A 19,988-nucleotide genomic window follows, 5' to 3' on the forward strand; every position below is an offset into this window, starting at 1 on the left:
CTCCTGAATTATTCCGAAAACTGATTCAACGATGTCACATTAAGACCAATCATCTGAAAAGCGTATTCAAGCGCATCCCTGAGTGTCGCATTGGCTTGCACCTCTCCGACATTAACGCCCAACTGAACCATGGTCTGAGCAATCGAAGGAGAAACCCCCGATACCAAACAGGTACACCCCATGAGTTTGGTTGCTTTGGTGATTTTAATGAAATGGTTGGCAACTGCGGTATCGACAACCGCCACCCCGGAAATATCCATGATGAAGATCTTGGCCCGGTTCACGGAAATCTTATTCAAAACCGCAGCCATAATATCTTGGGCTCGTTTGGAATCGATAATGCCCACCAGCGGCAGCATCAGAATATCCTGCCAAATCATTGTGACGGGTGTTGACATTGCCATCAGCGCCTTACTCTGTTCGGAAAAACGTTTATTCGTCAGGCGAGAATAAGTCTCAACGACAATCGTAGTATCCATATGGAGCAATTTCATAAATGCGGTCACATAAGCGTTATATGTTTCCGTTTCCATCGAATCATCGTATAACTGCTGGGTAAAAATCAGCATTGAGGTATTCATGCCGGCAAAATAGATCGGGAGCGGTAAACCAACGCGAGCATGAACTTCTCCCACCTCTCGGCGCTCCTGAACATAGTCGTCGTCAATATTCGCTTTGAAAAAGGAGGTCCAGTAGCGAACCTGTGAATCCTGAACATAGCGTAATCTTCCGGGGTCACCGAAAAATTGAGCATATTCAGGGAGTTTTTCCAGCCAGATATAAAAACATTTAACATATTCACCCAGCTTCGGGATCATCATCTGCCCGAACTGGCGAATGAGATCTAAATCCTCATCCGTTACGTCATGCAAGCGCAATAACGATTGCGCGTCTTTCATCTGAGTAAGTTGAACATCCGGTGACATACGTAGACTCCCTTGCTCATCAGTATTCTTCTATCCTGTATTCGTTCAACACAGCCCTTAACCACAGGTAGAGTCACATGTACAGACTTTAATCATAGTCGATAAATTCATCCCCCAAATACAAATGGGCCACATGTCACCAAAAAAATAGGTTACATATAAAAAAATAGGTCACATATAAATTGACTCATCCTACCACTCGATATTTTTTTGATATTCTGTCACATTGATTACTAATAATTCACATGAATAATTACACTAATATCAATAAAGTGATGTATATTTTTTAAGCTCTCCCAATAAGAAAATTATTTTCATAAATTGATAGAACTTATAGAGAAAAACCTTCGATAAAAAATAATGCCCTTGATACAATTTAAATCGAAACAATAATGAAACATTATTTTAAAAAACAAAGAGCGTTTATTATGAAATTAAAAACAACCGTTGGCTTAATGAGTTTATATTTAATTTGCCAGCCAGCTTTTTCGGCAATTCCTTATCATGGCTATCAGTATGATTACACCCAACCGAATGGCGATGTCATTACGCTTACGCTTGAAGGTAATGATGATTATGCCGAGCAGAGAACCCCTTCAGGTCAGCTTGTCATTTTTGACAAGCAATTGGGCGGCCTCGCTTACGCGAAGGTCTCTGATGACGGTACAACCCTTGTTTCTAAAGGAGAATTAGTCACTCAAGCAAAAGAGCAGCTAGAACAAAATCTGAGAAGCAGTCTTCACGCCACCATTCTTTCTCAGACTGAACAGCAGCCCGGTTTGTCCGCCAAAGCGAGAGCAAAATTAGCCCAAGAGAACCGCGATAAATTATTACATATCCCGGAAGATGTCAGTCGAATTGCGACATCTCTTGTCCAAACGGCCGATTCATCCAGTCATATTACGGGTAATGTTCGCGGGTTAACCATATTAATTGATTTCCCGGATGATCGTCGAGAAATTAGCCGTTCAGACGTCAACAGTTTTTTAAATGATTTAAATTATAAAGGATACGGAAATTTTCAATCCATTCGTGGTTATTTCCGTTCTGTATCGGGTGGCAAGCTGGATTATACCAATACAGTCAGTACTTATTATACGGCTAAACACAACAAATCTTACTATACCGACCCCAATCTTGAGTTCGGTGTCCGGGCACAAGAACTGATTCATGAAGCATTAGAGTGGATGGAATATCAACAAGGATTTGATTTCTCCACCCTGACGACCGATCGCTGGGGCCGTATCAGAGGGCTTAACTTTTTCTACGCCGGTAATTCGAACAGTTCCTGGTCAACGGGTCTGTGGCCACACATGGGTGGCGTGAACCCACAATTCTGTGCTGATGGTGTTTGTACTAATGCGTCACAAATATCCGACATGGGAAGCAGCTTATCGATCGGTACTTTCGCACATGAATCAGGACACCTGATCGCAGACTGGCCCGATCTTTACGACTACGACGGCAGCTCAAACGGTTCTGTTGCGCAGTACGGTATCATGGGTTACGGCAGTACCAATGCCCGCTCCATGCTACACCCGGTGCCACCGGTTGCGCCACTGCGTGATAAGGCTGGCTGGGAAACCGTCATTGAATTAAACCCAGCGGTCGATCCGAATGCACCGACTGGCCGTATCTCTGCAACATCCGGCAGCAATACATCCTACAAGTGGTCTAACCCGGACAATCCGGCTGAATCCTTCTACATGGAAGCGATTTATCAAAGCGGACAAAATACCGAGCAACTGGGTAGCGGGCTGGCGATCTGGCACGTCGATCCGAAAGGCAATAACTCCGACGAATGGCATCCTTACATTCAAATGGAACATGCGGACGGCAACCGTGATCCGGAATACTTGCGTAACCGCGGCGATGAGTACGATGTTTATGGTCAATACGGTGAGTTCTCTGCAATCTATCCGAATGATTTGACATCTCGGGGAACAAACTCATTATGGTGGAATGGCCGTGATTCAGGCCTGAGCATCAGTGATATTTCCCAACCGGCGCAAACAATCTCGTTTGCTATTTCAAAAGACGGCAATGGCGGTGGCGATAATGGTGGTGGCTCTTCAACCGAAACCCAAGTGTATACCAACACCATTACGCAAGGCGGATACACTGCCGAACCGAACAACCAAGCATTCCGCTATGAAGGCGGCACCATCAACGCGACATTGGTCGGCCCTGACGGTACAGACTTCGACCTGAAACTGATGCGCTGGGATGGCAATAACTGGCAACAAGTTGCAGCGTCTGAAGAACCCGCATCCAGAGAGCAGATCACTTACACTGCTGATGCGAATTTCTACTACTTTCAGGTTTATGCATACAGCGGTTCAGGCCAGTACAACCTGACCATCTCGCTCACTCACTAATCACAACAATCGGATAATATAACCCCATCAAAACGCGGTGTTCAGCACCGCGTTTTTTATTCGCACACCCCGACGAATCAGCTATGATCATCACATCATCGATGATTCCGGTGATTCACACCGAGCAAAGAATAAACACACACAATCAAAAGGAACGGTTATGAAAAAATTGCTGCTGATGTTGGTGACTTTCACATTAACGGGTTGTCTTGGGATGCCCGAAACCGTTCAACCCGTCTCTAATTTCAATGTTCAACATTATTTGGGCAAATGGTATGAAATTGCCCGTTTAGATCATTCATTCGAAGAAGGTCTCACCCATGTCACCGCAGAATATACACCCAAAGATGACGGTGGCATTACGGTGCTGAACCGCGGCTTTTCCGCGGCTGACAACAAGTGGGAAGAAGCCCAAGGGAAAGCCTATTTTGTCAATAGTGACTCAGAAGGCTATTTGAAAGTCTCATTTTTTGGCCCTTTTTACGGCTCCTACGTCATCTTTGCCCTCGATGACGACTATCGCTATGCCTTTATCTCCGGCCCGGACACCGATTACCTGTGGTTATTGTCCCGCACCCCAACCGTTGATCAACAAGTGATCGAGCAGTTTATTCACATGGCGAAAGCTCGCGGTTTTGATACCGATCGTTTAATTTTTGTGGATCAACAATAAAAACGTTGTCATTACAGGGATGTTTGCAATGAAGTGCTATTTTCATCTCGCCATCATGGTCTTTCTTTCCAGTGGCGCGAGTATACCGCTCAAGAAAGGCCGTTATATGTAATCAGAAGTCAGGAGAGAAGAACGTTCACTACTTTTATACCTTATTGTTCACTATATTCAATATGGTGCATTTAATTTTAAATGTTAAAAGGAGTTTGAACGTGACGAACAGAACCGACATTACAAGAAACAACTTTTTTGCGTGGTCCTTATACACTGCCTATCGCAATCCGATGACAATAGGCAATTGGGTTGCCGCAGAGTGGCCCGGTAAACCAATTGCCAATGCACAAGATATGCAACTCGATATCGATTTTCGAATCGACATGTTGATTGAAGCTTTAAATATTGCGATTGCCGGCACCGCCAACTGCAACGGCTGGGTACGTTATTTTGTCGTACCTGAATTTTTTTTCCACAGCGCTCACGGCCCCTACCCGGGTCTCACGATCAATAATCAATCCGCCTTTGAATACATGACGAATCAGCTCACGACACGTATCAAAGAGACCCTGACTCATTCTCCAGATAGTAACCGTGATTGGGTGATCTGCACGGGTGGCGTCTTGACAACTCATGTCACAGATATAAAGCATTTCTTAGCCGGTGCGGAAGTCCAACATCGTTTGACGACACTGAATGCGGCTTATGCCCATGCGGTGCAGCGAAACGCGGTATCCAAACCAACATCACATATCGGTTTGATGCGCCTTAAATCATTCGAGGCTACCACCCAAAACAACACTCAGTTTGATGAGTTAAACGCGCTGGTAAATCAATATCGCCAAGACCCGCTTTGCACTGTGCGTAATCGTGCCGGCATTCTCGTCTATAACGGCAATTCCACTGGAGACATCATACGCTACAGCGTTGAAAAACAGAGTGAATCAACTGTTGACCTCACTTTAGGCGTCCTTCAGAACGGGAAGATTGACACGGGCGGGCAGATTACCGAATGGCTGGCGAACTATCCCCCCGTCAGTATTATTAACGGAGACAATCAGGGAACAGGCACCGGTCTTTACCGCAACCCCGGTGCCCGAATGCCGATTGTTTCTTATCATCAGAACGTTGAACTGGGAGCTGAAATTTGCCTCGATCACCGATTGCAACGCTTACGCCGCACCGTAAACATGACAGGCAACAGCCCGCTCGACATTCAGCTTGTCCCTTCAGGCGGAATGCAACTGCTGGACTATAGCATTGCCAGTGGAAGCAGCGGGGCGATCTTTAACGCCGACGGCTGCGATTATATTCTCGATCAATACAACAGCGACGGTAAACCTGTCATCACCAACAAAGGGAAACCCAGCAGCGGTACCACCAAACAGGTCATTACCGGGGTTTATACGGCTTCAGCCCAAACTCGCTCTGAAGGGTCTGATGACACGCCCTATTTCAGTCATAGCCAACTGGCCTATCGTACAACCGATGCCGGCCCCAGCGATTATATTAACCCCGAGAGCACCGATAATCCCGGCGGCATGACCTACACCGGTGATTCCTCTCATCCGGCCAATCCATACCTTGACCTCTACAACTCCCCTGTTGTTTACGTGGTGACTTCCTCAAATCATGACGTTGATGATTATTTCACCGCTGGTTTGGGAGAAGTACATCAATATTCTTTGCCGATCTGATTGTTCCCTGAATGCGTATCACGGGCCCTTCCTATTGAGCAATGACACATGGCAAATTACACCAGCGGACGGCGAACGCCGCCGCTGAGTTTGGTGATGAGAACAATTTCACGAATTGGCATGTCAGAAAGATGAATCAGGTAACGCTTGATACATTCAATGACTGAGGCTTTAGCGCGAGAATCTTGACTCAAGTACGTCATCACATAAAGATGTACTCAACGAAAGCACTTCAATGGATGCATTCAACGTCCGTTGTTTGCGATTTGGAATGAAGAATTAAATGTAAGTTCATGGGAATCATTGGGTTTAGCGTTAGGCCCGCGAATAAATAAGGCTACAAGGATGCGAAAATCAGATCGACTCTTTCAGTTAGCGAATATTTTACGTAAGCACCAACCCATTACGGCAAAACAATTGGCTGAAAAATTGCTGGTGTCTGAAAGAACAATCTATCGCTATATTGATGATTTATCTTTATCTGGAATCCCCATCTATGGGGAACCGGGTGTCGGATACCGATTGTCTGAGGGATTCGAACTACCACCATTGCAATTATCATCGGGTGAGTTGGAGGCACTGGTCACCGGGGTAAGTTTAACTGCATCTTTAACGGGAAAAAATCTTGCTGCGTCAGCACATTCACTATTATCAAAGATCGAAGCGGCACTGCCGAATGAATTAAAGCTGATTTCAAACGAAGATAGAGTGGTCAGAGTGCCCGTAAGCAACCATCGTGAATCTGAAGCGTATCAGGTGTGGGAAAAAGCTCATTCAGCGATAGAGAAAAAACGTTGGTTGAACATTGTCTATCACTCTCTTGCAGAGGTTGTCACATCGAGAACCGTATTTCCTTTGGGGCTATTCTATTGGGGTGGCAGATGGACGCTGGGCGTTTGGTGTGCGATGCGTGGCGAATACCGAGACTTTAGGATTGATCGCATTATCAAGTTAGAACATGGTGAATATCCGGGTGCCTTGCCAGAAGGTGTTTCTCTATCAGCCTACATTGAATTAAAAAATACAAAAGTAGACTGACACAACGCTGTCAGTAGTAAAGCCTTAGAGTAGCCATTCAACAAACAACTGAGGCATGAACATGATAAAAAATAGTAACATTGATCGCATTGGTGGCATGGAGTTCGCGACTTTCAAACTTAAAGAAGGTGTGAAAGAAAGCACACTCGTAGCACTATCAAATCGACTCGAGCTAGAGTTTCTTAGCCAGCAAGAAGAACTGATCATGCATTTTCTAGTCCGTGGCGAAAACGGCATTTATGCTGATGTGGCTATCGCCAGTTCACAGGAAAAGGCTGAGGCGTATTGCCAGCAGTGGTTAAGTAACACCGTGGCGATGGAATACTTGGAGCTTATCGATACAGAGTCGGTAAATATGACGTTCTGGACCAGAATTAACTAAAGGACGAACAACAAACACAACCGTGACCGCTTTTTAGCCTCGTGCTTTTAAGCGGTCACGTCTCTTTTAACCTCACTCGATTCGGACTTGTCCATCATTTAGGGCAACGTTAAAGTAAGTCACTATCTGATAGTTCATGACATGGGAAAAGAGAATTGTGTCGCAAAGTGACCCTGCGAGCCTCGCCACTGCCAACAAAATCGCTCACGATACCAACATTGAATCACAGCAAGGTATCATCATGATAAAACTGGCAATGTTCAGCAGAAACAACACCGCTCGACGCGGGAATGGTTTGTTTTACCCACGGCTCATAGTAGGATAGCCACGATGAAAACAGCACTCGATCACCTCCCTGAGCGGAAACAACAAGAACTTCACACCATCACCACTGTATTGCGCGATACGCTGGATGATTTTCTGCGCAACAAAAACGGCAGCAAGGCTGAATTTCGCATTCTTAAAATTATCTTGTTCGGCAGCCATGCCAAAGGGACTTGGGTTAGTGATCGGCCCAACGGTTATATCAGTGACTACGACATTCTGGTGATCGTCAACCGCTCGGCATTGGTCGAAGAATACGCGGTGTGGCACAGTGCCGAAGAGCAGATCGCGCGTCGGGTCACCTCTGCCCCGCTCGGCCTGATCGTCCACACACTCAATGAAGTCCATCAGCAACTCCAGCAAGGTCATTACTTCTTTGCTGATATTCGTGAACAAGGCATTGAACTGTTCAACGCCGATAAACGGGAACTGCCCACGCCGGGGAATTTAAGTGAGGCCGAGCGAGTTGCAATTGCCAGTAAGCATTTTCAACACTGGATGAAAAGCGCTCAGTCTTTTTTGATCGATTTCGGCCACTGTATCGATCGTCAGGATTTCACAAAAGCGGCTTTTGAACTCCACCAAGCAGCCGAACGCCTGTTCGCCTGCACCCTGTTAGTGTGTACCAACTACCTGCCCAAAACCCACAATCTCGAAAGCCTGCGCTCAATGTGCGCCCAGCAAGATCCGGCCTTTGCCGAACTGTTCCCGATGGACAGCAAATTCCACCGCCGCAGCTTCCAGCGCCTCAAACGCGCCTACATCGATGCCCGCTATTCCGAGCATTACGAAATCAACGCAGAAGAATTGGTCTATTTGCAGTGTGAAGTGGAGAAATTGCGGGAGATAACGGAACAGGTTTGTCGGGGGAGGGTTGAGGTTTAACGATATGGAGCAGATGCTCCATATTATGTGGTTATAAGAATCTCCATTTATGTCGTACGACATAATTAGCACTTATTCACTTAAATATACATTTGGCCCAGTGAATTGAATATGTTCACAATGGAAAGATATTTCTACATCACCATCTTCACTAAAAAGATGAATTTTATTTTGATCCCCAAGACTTATTTCAACATTACAAACCATTGAACATTTTATGTTTTTAACTAAGAGATTATAAACACCACTACAATTAATACCACACTGACAACGATTAAAATTTCCCCATTTTTTAGGAGGAAGATCAGGAACCTGCCCTATTAAATCAAATCGAATAATAATTGTAGGTCCATCTCGTTTCACACAAAAGTCCATAAGATCAATTTTTTCAACCTTGACTGGATTTGAAAATACTTTACTCAATAAAATTGTTCCATCTAATTCATTCCAATACATTTTTTACCTTCTAAATTCATAATGAGGCAAAGTTCCACTAACTTTACCTGTTCTAGTATTTTCTATTGGTCGAACATTAAAGTGAGAACCTTGGTCACCAACACCATTTTCTCCAAAGTAATGGCCAGCAGAATGATCCTGAATAATTACTTTTGAGCCATCACTTCTAGTAAATTGATACTCTCGAGTCCAGATAGGCTGTCCATCTTCTCCAAGTATTGATTTACCTGAAGAGTCCGTCATTTTCACTTGATTATATTGACTCATTCGGCCAGTTTTCTCATTTAATACCTTATCAGGAGTTTGGTTTACTGGGATTCCTGAATCCCTTTTAGCTTGTTTGAATGCACCTTTCCGACTAGTTTGACACCCAGCCAACCCCAGCGGATCCACCCATTCCATCGGGTTATGCACATACCCCTGTGGCCTCAATCCACCTGCAAATCCAATAGGATCGGGGCTGAGATACTGGCCACTATCTGCATCGTAGTAACGATTGAGGTTGTAGTAAAGTCTGCTTTCTTTATCTTCGATCTGCCCCTGATAACGCAGGTCACAGGTCAGCGCTTCGTTGGCGGCATCTTCTCGGACTAACTCTTGCGGCGTCCCGGCATGGTCGGTAACACTGCACACAAAACCTCAGAAATCCAGCCGGGAGTTCACCTCTGATAGGGTAATTTTATCCGGGATACTGGTGTTTTTATCTCTTCGGGTAACTACCTGTGAAGTCAACAATTCTTATAAATCAGGAAGAACATTCACGGATGAATGTTCAGGTTTTTCAGCACAGGGAGGTGCTTAAAAACCGGTTCCGGCCAGCGTTCAAAACAGTCAAAAATTCAAAGCAGTTTTGGTTCCTTTTCCTGCGTGAAAAGGAACTGGGGCGCGTGAACCACAAGCCACCTGAATCTGGAAAACCAATCGCGCACCACACGCTCCCATTCCAGTTGGGCTCTTCCGGAAAAAACAACATCTAGAGAGAAGCCCCACGGCGACCCCGGGTATTCATCTCAAGGGCAAGTGGCTGCGCGAGGCCGGGTTTGAGACCGGCCCCCCCCCGTCACCGTTAAGATCGCCGGGGATTGTATTGTGCTCGTCCCCGACAGCCCGCAGGAGCGGGCATTGCGGACGCAACTGGGCAGTTAAAAGCGACGCCGGGATGATGAATAAAAAGCAGGAAGGACCGAGAGGGATTCTTCCTGCTTTATTTTTCTAAGAAGTCGGGATTTCAACAGAAAAGTCAAACCCGATTAATCCAGCTTCTTCAACACGCTGTTTAAATTTGTCTGTCACAAAAACACGACTAATATCTTCTTCAATCGAGAACAGATATTCATCAGTTATATTCTCAGCAGTGAGAACAGGTTTTTCTATCATTAATCCATTTGGATATTCACGATAAACTGATTTTTCTTTATCAAAGCAACCTTTAAGAGGATTTGTGGGATAATAACCAAAAAATTTTTTCTTTTTACTTTCAGTAATAACCGGGAGTATTTCACCACGTGGTTTTAAAATATCACTCAGCTGATCTAATGCCACATCACTCATGACAAAAAATGGATTTAATGCACCACTAAAATCAAACTGATAGTTTTTCTTCCCAGCATCATTTTTACGTAATTCAAGTTTAATTTCACTATATTCATCTCTAAATGGATGCCACCAATTATCCCTTGAGATCCCCATTATACTTTCCTCACCTATTGGATAATCCTGAATAAAAGAACAAGTATTTTTTGAGGTGGACCTTAGTAAATAGATTTTTTTAATCATAATATTGTATACCAACTTGAGTCTCGTTCAGCATTAGAAAGAATATTCTTAATATTTTTTAATTCATCAAGAACACCTTGTTTTCCACCAATTTTATCAGCATCCGATATACGATTGTTTACAGCAGTTATATAATCATTAGGGTGCTTACCATTATGTAAAATTCCTGACATATTACTGGTATTGTTCCTATTCGGTAGAAAAACTCCGTTATCTGTACCATTTACATCGATTTTATGTTTTTTCAGAACATCCCTTGCTGGCTGAGCACCTTTTGCAGTCTCTGGGACAATATGATGCGCCGCGGAGTCTTTTGGCCTTGGTGTACCATTGTCTTCCATTGCTTTAGATAATTGACAACTCGTCAACCCCAACGGATCCACCCATTCCATCGGGTTATCCACATACCCCTGCGGCCTCAATCCCCCCGCAAATCCTATCGGGTCGGGGCTAAGATACTGCCCACTGTCTGCATCGTAGTAACGATTGAGGTTGTAGTAAAGCCCGGATTCCCGATCTTCGATCTGCCCCTGATAACGCAGGTCACAGGTCAGCGCTTCGTTGGCCGCATCTTCAAGATAACCGCATTGAATTTTGAGGTTAAACTGTTGCTGCTGGAATTTACCCCATAGCGCCTGCTCACCGCGCCATTCGATATCGCCGTCTTCTCGGACTAACTCTTGCGGCGTTCCCGCGTGGTCAGTGACGATATAGTGCAGATCTTGGCGGTTGCTGTTGTGGCGGGTGGTGATATGGAACGATTACTCCATATCGGATTTCCTAAATGGGTTTGATCCAGACTTTTGAACAGTCTCTCTCGAAATTTTTCATTGTATAATCACTACCACCGAACATCTTCATATGCCTCAACATTTCTTATTGTTAAATACTTACAGATACATTCAATTTCAAATGTATCAGTTATTAATTTAATACTTTTCTCCGAATCCAGACCTGAGCCTGAAATAAAAAAATCGTCAATCCATCCCAGACCTGCTCCATTGTATTTAAGGTTTACAATATGACCAAAATCAATAACCACATGAATTGCGTTGAATTCTTTTTCCATCCACTTCTTTGGGTAAGACTCTGGAATTTTATTACAATTAAGTGAAATTTTCACATCACTACCAGCTATCAAAATAGAAGATAGTTCTGGTTTTCCTAGTTCAAAACCAAGAGGAAACATTGAATCAATCATTTTCCTATTTGTTGCAAACTCATACCACATAATTTATCCCAATCTAAAAGTTATAATGACCATGTGTTCCTGGAAAATTTGAAGTGTTCAACACTTCGCCTGTATGTTGATCAACTTGCCTTACATTAAAATGAGGTTCTAAACCATGCAAAGGAGTAACTTTCGTATGACCTAGACTGTGCTCCTGAATAACAACATGCTCTCCATTCATATTCGTATAATGGTACTCCCTTGCCCGAACAGGTAATCCATTTTTATCTAGAACTTTTTCACCATAGCCATTGAGTAAATCAACATGTTCCACCTTAGGCTGTTGGCTCATTGGAACACCAGCATCTCGTTTTGCTTGCCTCAATGCATCCTTTCGACTTTCCGCTTCATATGTGGTTTTTTTATTCTTACATCCCGTCAACCCCAACGGATCCACCCACTCCATCGGGTTATGCACATACCCCTGTGGTCTTAACCCGCCCGCAAACCCAATGGGATCAGGACTGAGATACTGGCCACTGTCTGCATCGTAGTAACGATTGAGGTTGACCTGTACATGATTTATTTAGATTTTTAGAAAATATCTTAAATAGAGATATAAGCTCATCAATTGATGAAACTCATTCTCATTATAAATACAGATATATTCATTGTACTTATCTGTCTACAATTTAAACTCTATTATCATTTTTTACCTTAATGGATTTTTATATAATGGAACTCATGTGCAAATATTTGTGTCATAATACATCCTGAGCTTAGCAATCATTGTGTCTAGCTCAGATATGGATATATATATTTCCTTTATTTCTTCATCATGAATAATATCATCAACATTAGCTCCTAATATTCTGATAAACTCTCCATTGCTGACTGAAAAAATGTAACAGCTATTATTTTCAATTTCACCAAATCTACAGGAATAAATATAGTTATTATCTTCATCAATGTCTTCCGGAAATGTAATGCTATACAATTCTTTATATGCATCAAATTTGTTTTTTTTAAATAAATCGTTGTTGATAGGTTTAGTTAGTAATGATGATTCATTCTTCTGAAAAAAAATATAGAGTTCACTGTTTAATGTAGTGTTAACTAATTCTTTTGGGAAAACATTTCCAGATATGGATAAATAAAATAAACCAGATATAAATCCATTTGATGACCAATCATCAATGATATCAATCATAAACGAAAATTTATGAGGATCACCAATCACCATATTATTACCATCCTTTCCTTTTCAAATTAAAATGCCTAATCATATCATTGCCAACTTGTCCGCTTGTTAAATTTGGTCTGGGCGATATCTGTCCTGTTGACCCATTCCAGTGCCATGAACCGTCATTTGTTGACGCGAATCTATGTATGTTACCTTCAGAATCAAGAGCGAATCTGCTTCCATTTTTTCCTTGAACACTGTTTTCGAATAGTTCTAATGAATTTCGTGGTTCAATACCTGCTTTCAAGCTATTACCTGTACCACCTAAAGTATGTTTAGGATTGGATCGATAATTTAATCCATTAGCCGCTAGGGTTGTTTCTGGAACAGGAGATGAGCACCCAGCTAACCCCAACGGATCCACCCACTCCATCGGGTTATGCACATACCCCTGTGGCCTCATCCCACCCGCAAATCCTATGGGATCAGGGCTGAGGTATTGCCCGCTGTCTGCATCGTAGTAACGATTGAGGTTGTAGTAAAGCCCAGATTCCCGATCTTCGATCTGGCCCTGATAACGCAGGTCACAGGTCAGCGCTTCGTTGGCGGCATCTTCAAGATAACCCCGTTGGATTTTGAGGTTAAACTGTTGCTGCTGGTATTTACCCCATAGCGCCTGCTCACCGCGCCATTCAATTTCACCGTCTTCTCGGACTAACTCTTGCGGCGTCCCGGCATGGTCAGTAACGATATAGTGCAGATCTTGGCGGTTGCTATTGTGGCGGGTGGTCACCTGCGCCATCGGGCGAAAAGAGCCCGGCTCGTAGAGATATTCGGTGCTGGTCAGCGCCGTACCGTCGGCGGTGATTTGGCTTTGTTGTACCAGCGTGCTGCCGTCCCACAGATAATGGGTCTGTTGCTGAGTTTGCAGACACTCTTTGGCAATGCGTCGCCCGAATGGGTCATAACGGTAACGGTAACGTCGCCCGTCCGGTAGCTCGATATGAGTCAGGCGGTCTTCATCATTCCAGATAAATGCTGTGCTCTGCGGGCGGAAGCCGTCTTTCGATTCGCTTTTCTCTATTACCCGACCGCATTGATCGTAACGATAGGTAAAACGCCCGACTTTCGTCACCCGTCCCGCTTTATCATAATCACGTTTCTGGCGCTTCATCCGTTCGTCAGCCAGTGACACCACATTGTCACCGTACTCGCTGCCGAAACCTTCTTCATTGAGATTCAGCTCGCTGTCATATCCGAACAGATGGACGAACCCGGCTTTGGTCTCCCACGATTTACGCTGGCGTACTGCGGTAATCTGACTGTTGGGGTTAAGGGTGAATTCGGCACTGCCGCGATGGCTATCCTCAATCCCCGTTAATCGATCTAAGGCATCATAGCGATACCGGCGTAGCGATTGATTGCCGAGTTGCTGCCCAAGCAATAATCCGGTCGCACTCCACTCATGTTGCAGATTAAACCCGGTATCCGTCTGGCGGGATTGCTCCTCACCGCCCGGCAGATAAGCAAACTTCAGCGGATTGTGGTGACCGACTTGCAACTCAGATAACCGTTGCTGCTGCCATTGATAGCTGCGCTCGGTCTGTGTGCCGCTAAACTGGATGCGTCGCCCGGCTGCATCGTACTGGTGGGTCAGTTCAGTACCGTTGATATTTTCATTCAATAATTGCCCTGCCGGGCTATAGGTGAGAGCAATCCACGCATCACCGTTTTCTGCGTAGGTCAGCCGTGAAGCCGCATCATATTCATACCAGCTTTTCCCGGTCGCATTGTCTTGATTGTCGAAGCTTTCACTCTGGAGCAAGCGCCCGCACACATCGTACTGATAGCGGAAGGTGTGACCGTCCGGTTTGCTGCGCTGCACCAATCGCCCGGCCGGATCATAGGCGTAGGTTTCAGTGCGACCGTCGTAGTGACGCTCACTTTCAATCCGCCCCAGTTGGTCAAATCCGTACAGCCACTGCTGCCCGTGACTGTTGGTCACCCCGGCAAATTCGGCTTCGACATTGTAGTGATACTGCGTGGTTGCACCGAGCGGATCGGTGACAGCTTTGAGCTTATCGAAGGCGCCATATTCAAAGCGCTGGGTTTGACCAAGCGCATCGGTAACCGAAATCAGATTGCCCTCAATATCGTAGCTAAAATGCGCTTCACTGCCGTCTTCGTAGATAACTTTATCGGGAAAAGAGTTTGATTCGTGGTAATGCCACTGACGGGTGAGATATCCCTGACTATCGCGCTTGTCGCTGACCCGTTTCACCAGTCGATCAAAGCGGTCATAATGGAAGGTCATACCATAGCCAGTTGCCGGATCCAGCCTCATCAGCAGACCGCGTTCATTGTAGGTATAGCGTGTCACGCTGCCGTCCGGCTCGGTCACGGAATCACGCAAACCACGCTCGGTATAAGTCATTTGCCAGACCCGGCCTTGTGGGTCGGTAACCTGAATCACATCACCCTGCGGATTATGTTCATACAACCAACTGGCACCCAGAGGATCGGTATAACCGGTCAGCCAGCCCTGTTCGTTATAACTGTAAACATGTTCTGTCCCGTCCGACAGAGTTATGGTTGTCAGGTTGCCCCAGTCGTCATAGCTATAGCTCGAAACATCTCCGAGTGCATTGGTCTCGCTAATCAGTAAATCATTCTGCCACTGCTGTTCAATCCGGTGACCTGCCGCATCTACAATGGCTGTAGCGCGTTGATGTTCATCAAAATGGAACGCTCTGATGCCACCAAAAGAGCTTTTGTGATAGTGAATCCGGTTATCATCATCGTAGCGAACCTGACCACTCCAATAGCCTTCCGCACAGCGGTTCGCAATTGCCCGCCCCTGTTCATCATAATCGTGCTCAACCCAAGTCTGTGCCAAATCCTCCCAGCGGGTTAAATACCCTTCTTTGCTGTAGTGATAATCGAAATTGCGACCGGATTCTCCCCGCACTGAAAGCAGTCTACCGAATTTATCGTACTCATAACGGGCCAACTCCCGCAACGGTGTCCGGTCGGGCTCACACAGGGTTAGTTGCGTGATACGGTTACGTTCGGTTTTCACCTCAATCAGTCGTTCATCACTCAGGATGACCCATTTGAGTGTACGGCGCTCATAGACAAACTGAATGGTATTGCCATAGGTATCCGCCATCTTTGACAAACGCAGCGTCGCGCCAACCGCATGGCCAAAATAGTAGGCTAGACCTTCTTTACTTTTGAGGATCAACTCCCCTTGCTCTCCCCGATGGAGTCGCAACTGTGGTTTCTGAACTGATGCGGTCGCTTCATCAGGGTAAGGCAGTTCAAACACACCGACCGAATAGTCCAGATCGGTAAAAGTTGCCTGTCTGCCACTGATAGCCAGACTGATATCCCAGCTACTGCGCCAGAAATGCCCCATCAATCCGGTATCACGATGTCCAACCGAACGGTAATAACGACTGTGTTCTATCGGAAGAAAACCTCCCAGAACAAAGTCTTGTCGATTTTCAAATACCGCCCCGGTTGCCATATCGACCGGGTCATCAATACAGTTACCATTATCCATTTTCCCGGAACTGCCGGCATCACTCTGATTATCCCCATGGTGTGAACCATTTGGTTTATCACCATGAATATCACCTTTCCCGGCATTGAGATTATCCGCATCAACCACGGTATTTTTCGGATGGGGTGTGCCGGTTTTGCGGGTCACGACTTTACCAATAAATTCGTCGACTTTGGCACTGATTTTACCGACCATTTCGTCGATTTTCTTTTCCAGCGACTTCATCGCATTGACCAGCATCTCAAATGAGTTGCTCAGCAGTTTGACCGCCCAGCTTTTGCTGTTCTTAATCGCTTTGGTCAGCCCATCAATAATGTCATTGAGTAATTTTTTGGCTTTGTTGGCGTACTCAGACAGTAAGCCACCGAACTTCTTCAGGTACTTGACCAGATTGCCGTTCGACAGGCTACGTAGCATCTTCATCGCCTTTTGAATGGTGCGCGAGTCTGCTTTTTCCAGTGCATTGATAATGGTTTTGCCGGTTTTCTTGGTTGCATCCCCCAGCCCCGGCACAAAACCAATCACCACCAAGGCACCCGTCGCCCAGTGCCAAAAACCCAATTCATCTTTGGTACAAGTGTCCCAGCCCCAGCAGCCTAAGTCATATAAGTCCATCGCCTGCCCCACTACCGGGACAAAGCCGAGTGCAATTTCACAAAACAGCAGAATCGCAGTATTGTCCTGCGCCATCCCCGCCATTTCTCCGGCCAGACTGTGGTGAATTTTGTTGACCGCTTTTCTCAGTTCGAGCGGGCCATGGTTGATCTCTTTATCCAGCTCCCAGAAGCGATCATAAGCCGCTTTGTAGTCACTATCGATCCAGGTAAACAATTTGCGATCAACGTCCACAAAGCTGTCAGAGCTATCATCTTCATCATAAGTCAGATAACCCTTTTTACTCAGCAGAGTATACAGGGCAAAATATTCTCCGGCTTTGGCGGCATACTCAGGGTTGGATTGAATCACCGGGTTATTTTCTGCCGCTTCTTTGGGTTCAAACTCATCGCTCCCTTCACCGAGCAGAATTTCAAAACCGCCACAGCCCATGTTCTGGACTTTGCACATACCCTGCTTGTCGGTTTTACCTGAAATCTCAGTTTTGTTGCTGTCGGTCAGCACAAAATCCGCTTCCGGCACTGGCTTGTCATCGTCATAGTGATAACGGATAAACACTTCACAGCCACACTCGACACAGCCACCATCAAGGACGTTGTCGGTTGAAAAATTCTGGGTTGCCGCTTCCGCACTGGAGAGTAAGTCGGCTTTTTTGTTGTCGCTCATGATTGTTCTGGCTCCTTATCCAGTTCGGATAATCCGCGCTCAAATAACTGATCCATCCGACTTTGCGTGCCCTGATAATCGGGAGATTTTAAAACCTGTTTTGCCCACGTCTGAGTCGTAAATTGCTCACCAAAAACCACCGTCAGGCTCAGATAGCGAACAACATCGACCGGCTGGGAAAATCCCAGTTGGTTGGCCTGTGAAACATGTTGGTGAAGATACGCATCAAACTGTGACTGGTCCCATGCCTGCGTTTCGCTGTGGTGAGCCTGTAGATGATCCTGATATTGACGGTAGATCTGTCGGTTACCCCAAATATTGAGCGCCTGATATTGTGCTTTCGATAAACGTTGGGGGGAGCGGTGTGGCAAGGTCGATATTTTTTGTTCCCGCCGAGTGATGACTTCAACATCCGTCTCACCACACTGCCAAAAGACAAATTGAGCGACAGGGCCAAAAATTGCCTGAACTTCCTCGTCACTACTAGCTTCAAGTAACACCTTCAATATCGTCCAGTCAGATACCCGCAGGAGCATATCTTCCTGCTGGGGAGAGATGATCATGCTCCACTCTCTTAAGTGCTCCATCAGTAACTGTGCAGCCTGTGGATGGTGCCGATAGTTTTCCGTTAGACGAATTAACACTCCCCAGTTAGGCTGCATCGCAATCTCTGCGGCAAAACTATCCCAATCCGTCAGCGGAAACAGATAAGGTGAAATCGAAGCATGGACTTCCCCCATATTTCCCCAATACAAACGAAAATCGTCAACATCGGCAGACTCTGGCAGCATCGAGAGTACCTCAGTATTGATCGCTGCTTCTGCAAGGAAAAAATCCGTTCCTTTTCCGAGACCTGCTTGCCACACTTCGAGGGATTGCTTAAACACTTCTATCGGCTGACGTTCCGCCATGGCTACTCTCCCGATGACATCGGTGTGACCTGAAGAATAGGCCGATGGATGTATAAGCGAATTTTCTCGTTTTTCTCGTCTAGACCTTCGATGACAAACTGCTCATCCGGCTGTTTGATAAAGCTGAAAATCTGTTGAAAGACCAGAGAATCATGGACCGGCAGCCATGCTTCATCCTGCCAGACGGCCCATACCAATGGGGTGCGGCTCTCTGAGGCAATCGTGAGCCGATAAAGTCCGTCTGCCAACGTTGTGTCAACAATGGACTCGACTCTCATCTCTCCTATAATCGTGATTTGAAAATCTTCAGGAATCACATCCTGCAGTTCAATATCCGGAAAATTACGTTCCCCGAGAATTTCAAACGGTAGTATTTCCACGACCTATCATCCCTCTGTTCTGACGAATCAAATATTAGGTGTATCAAACCGAGCCAGCCACTGACCATAAGCCTCTTCAGTAAACCCGTCTTCTTCATAATGAGGTTCATAGAGTGTGGTACTGCGCACTGGCGCCAACAGAGCACCCAATTGGTAATAACTCGGCGGTATTTTCGCCAACGCCGGTTGCTCTGCCGCCTGAACGAGCGTGTTATCACCCCGTTGCCAGACTCGGATACCGGAAATCGTTTCGAGCGCAGACAATCCCCCAATACTATCGAGATGCGTCTGATTAATAATGGTCAGCCAGTTCACCCCTTTGATCTGCTCTTTCAGATGTAATCCATGACCAATATAATCAGGAATGTCTAATCCCGGATACTGCTCAGCCAGTTGGACTTCTAAAGATTCATATTCATGATCATCAAAGTGGTTGTGAGTCGTACTGATTGCACCGTAACCATGTAATGGCTGCAATGCTTCGATCCAACGCAACGCCACATCTTGAAAAGTCTCAGTGGAGGTGCTGAAAAAGTTCAGTGGGAAATTGACGGTTACCCACCCCAAGTCACCGTGTTGTTCTTGCCAAGATGCCTGACCAAGCACTAAAAACCGAATATCAGAAGCATCACGGTGATGCTGTCCGCCGTGATAAACAAATTCCCATTCCTGATCGGACAGCTCAGGTAGCCAGTCATGCGGTGCCTGATAAGGCTTTTTCCGAAGATCTTTCCAACTACCGGTCTGTGGGTTGGTGGTAAAATTAAGTTTACCCTGCATCATCTGTTGGTATTCAGTTAACATTGCCAAAATGGCCTGACGCTTTTCCGGCGTGTTTCCACCACGGAAAAACATCGTCAGATTCAGGCAGACCGTCATCAAGACTCGCTGGCCTTTCGAGTCCATTAGCCGAAGCTGCTGTTCAAGGGTCGGATCCATTTGCATTCTCCTATTATTTTTATTCAATC

The 19,988-nt window shown here is 45.6% G+C and carries 20 protein-coding genes and 2 pseudogenes; 7 read left to right on the top strand and 15 right to left on the bottom strand.

Going from position 1 to position 19,988, the window contains the following annotated elements; all coding sequences use genetic code 11:
• Positions 1–8: 8 nt before the first annotated feature.
• Complete coding sequence (locus MKS89_RS13105) at positions 9–926, bottom strand: protoglobin domain-containing protein (protein ID WP_072958235.1); 918 nt, start codon at positions 924–926, stop codon at positions 9–11.
• Between the two features lie 428 nt (positions 927–1,354).
• On the opposite strand from MKS89_RS13105, the gene MKS89_RS13110 reads away from it, so the two are divergent.
• The 3 genes from MKS89_RS13110 (at position 1,355) to MKS89_RS13120 (ending at position 5,668) form a co-directional block, all read left to right on the top strand.
• Entirely contained in the window at positions 1,355–3,304 is a 1,950-nt protein-coding gene (locus tag MKS89_RS13110; protein ID WP_072958232.1) for a M6 family metalloprotease domain-containing protein, read from the top strand.
• Positions 3,305–3,464: 160 nt separating this feature from the next.
• Entirely contained in the window at positions 3,465–3,977 is a 513-nt protein-coding gene (locus MKS89_RS13115) for a lipocalin family protein (protein WP_072958230.1), read from the top strand.
• A 212-nt stretch (positions 3,978–4,189) separates the two neighbouring features.
• A complete protein-coding gene (locus MKS89_RS13120; protein ID WP_072958227.1) occupies positions 4,190–5,668 on the top strand; it encodes a hypothetical protein in 1,479 nt (492 codons plus the stop codon).
• 56 nt (positions 5,669–5,724) lie between these two features.
• On the opposite strand, the gene MKS89_RS13125 is transcribed toward MKS89_RS13120, so the two are convergent.
• Entirely contained in the window at positions 5,725–5,862 is a 138-nt protein-coding gene (locus tag MKS89_RS13125; protein WP_159439589.1) for a hypothetical protein, read from the bottom strand.
• 151 nt (positions 5,863–6,013) lie between these two features.
• On the opposite strand from MKS89_RS13125, the gene MKS89_RS13130 reads away from it, so the two are divergent.
• From MKS89_RS13130 to MKS89_RS13140, 3 genes are all read left to right on the top strand, one after another.
• Positions 6,014–6,706 (top strand): helix-turn-helix transcriptional regulator, encoded by a 693-nt coding sequence (locus MKS89_RS13130; RefSeq protein ID WP_072958226.1) that lies wholly within the window; start codon positions 6,014–6,016, stop codon positions 6,704–6,706.
• 61 nt (positions 6,707–6,767) lie between these two features.
• Entirely contained in the window at positions 6,768–7,088 is a 321-nt protein-coding gene (locus tag MKS89_RS13135; RefSeq protein ID WP_072958223.1) for a hypothetical protein, read from the top strand.
• Between the two features lie 330 nt (positions 7,089–7,418).
• Positions 7,419–8,297 (top strand): HEPN domain-containing protein, encoded by an 879-nt coding sequence (locus MKS89_RS13140; RefSeq protein WP_072958219.1) that lies wholly within the window; start codon positions 7,419–7,421, stop codon positions 8,295–8,297.
• Between the two features lie 72 nt (positions 8,298–8,369).
• Here MKS89_RS13140 and MKS89_RS13145 read toward each other — a convergent pair whose 3' ends face one another.
• On the bottom strand, positions 8,370–8,753 hold the full coding sequence (locus MKS89_RS13145) for an Imm50 family immunity protein (RefSeq protein WP_072958216.1): 384 nt from the start codon (positions 8,751–8,753) through the stop codon (positions 8,370–8,372).
• Positions 8,754–8,756: 3 nt separating this feature from the next.
• Complete coding sequence (locus tag MKS89_RS13150; protein ID WP_072958215.1) at positions 8,757–9,386, bottom strand: HNH/endonuclease VII fold putative polymorphic toxin; 630 nt, start codon at positions 9,384–9,386, stop codon at positions 8,757–8,759.
• A gap of 370 nt (positions 9,387–9,756) precedes the next feature.
• On the opposite strand from MKS89_RS13150, the gene MKS89_RS20980 reads away from it, so the two are divergent.
• A complete protein-coding gene (locus MKS89_RS20980; protein WP_353844463.1) occupies positions 9,757–9,969 on the top strand; it encodes a SymE family type I addiction module toxin in 213 nt (70 codons plus the stop codon).
• On the opposite strand, the gene MKS89_RS13155 is transcribed toward MKS89_RS20980, so the two are convergent.
• The 11 genes and pseudogenes from MKS89_RS13155 to MKS89_RS13200 all read right to left on the bottom strand — a co-directional run bounded on the left by MKS89_RS13155 (position 9,966) and on the right by MKS89_RS13200 (position 19,959).
• Positions 9,966–10,529, bottom strand: coding sequence for a hypothetical protein (locus tag MKS89_RS13155; RefSeq protein ID WP_072958211.1), 564 nt, complete (start codon positions 10,527–10,529; stop codon positions 9,966–9,968). The two genes, MKS89_RS20980 and MKS89_RS13155, sit on opposite strands and share 4 nt — an antisense overlap.
• Positions 10,526–10,921, bottom strand: coding sequence for an AHH domain-containing protein (locus MKS89_RS13160; RefSeq protein ID WP_235862498.1), 396 nt, complete (start codon positions 10,919–10,921; stop codon positions 10,526–10,528). The genes MKS89_RS13155 and MKS89_RS13160 overlap by 4 nt, the downstream gene beginning before the upstream one ends.
• A gap of 33 nt (positions 10,922–10,954) precedes the next feature.
• A pseudogene (locus MKS89_RS13165) lies at positions 10,955–11,281 on the bottom strand (RHS repeat domain-containing protein); the annotation flags it as partial.
• 89 nt (positions 11,282–11,370) lie between these two features.
• Positions 11,371–11,760, bottom strand: a complete 390-nt coding sequence (locus MKS89_RS13170; RefSeq protein ID WP_072958209.1) for an Imm50 family immunity protein — start codon at positions 11,758–11,760, stop codon at positions 11,371–11,373.
• Between the two features lie 13 nt (positions 11,761–11,773).
• Positions 11,774–12,157 (bottom strand): HNH/endonuclease VII fold putative polymorphic toxin, encoded by a 384-nt coding sequence (locus tag MKS89_RS13175; protein ID WP_235862499.1) that lies wholly within the window; start codon positions 12,155–12,157, stop codon positions 11,774–11,776.
• Positions 12,158–12,199: 42 nt separating this feature from the next.
• A pseudogene (locus MKS89_RS20985) lies at positions 12,200–12,286 on the bottom strand (hypothetical protein); the annotation flags it as partial.
• A gap of 156 nt (positions 12,287–12,442) precedes the next feature.
• Entirely contained in the window at positions 12,443–12,943 is a 501-nt protein-coding gene (locus tag MKS89_RS13180) for an Imm42 family immunity protein (protein ID WP_072958206.1), read from the bottom strand.
• Positions 12,944–12,947: 4 nt separating this feature from the next.
• Positions 12,948–17,729: an RHS repeat-associated core domain-containing protein gene (locus tag MKS89_RS13185; RefSeq protein ID WP_077316381.1), complete on the bottom strand. Its 4,782-nt coding sequence runs from the start codon at positions 17,727–17,729 to the stop codon at positions 12,948–12,950.
• The gene (locus MKS89_RS13190) at positions 17,726–18,640 is read right to left on the bottom strand and encodes a DUF4123 domain-containing protein (RefSeq protein WP_072958205.1); all 915 of its coding nucleotides are present in this window, start codon (positions 18,638–18,640) and stop codon (positions 17,726–17,728) included. Before MKS89_RS13190 ends, MKS89_RS13185 begins: the two co-directional genes overlap by 4 nt.
• 2 nt (positions 18,641–18,642) lie before the next feature.
• On the bottom strand, positions 18,643–19,020 hold the full coding sequence (locus MKS89_RS13195) for a hypothetical protein (protein ID WP_072958203.1): 378 nt from the start codon (positions 19,018–19,020) through the stop codon (positions 18,643–18,645).
• Positions 19,021–19,047: 27 nt separating this feature from the next.
• Positions 19,048–19,959, bottom strand: coding sequence for a type VI immunity family protein (locus MKS89_RS13200; protein ID WP_072958201.1), 912 nt, complete (start codon positions 19,957–19,959; stop codon positions 19,048–19,050).
• Positions 19,960–19,988 lie beyond the last annotated feature (29 nt).

Source organism: Vibrio gazogenes, assembly GCF_023920225.1.
Lineage (GTDB): Bacteria > Pseudomonadota > Gammaproteobacteria > Enterobacterales > Vibrionaceae > Vibrio > Vibrio gazogenes.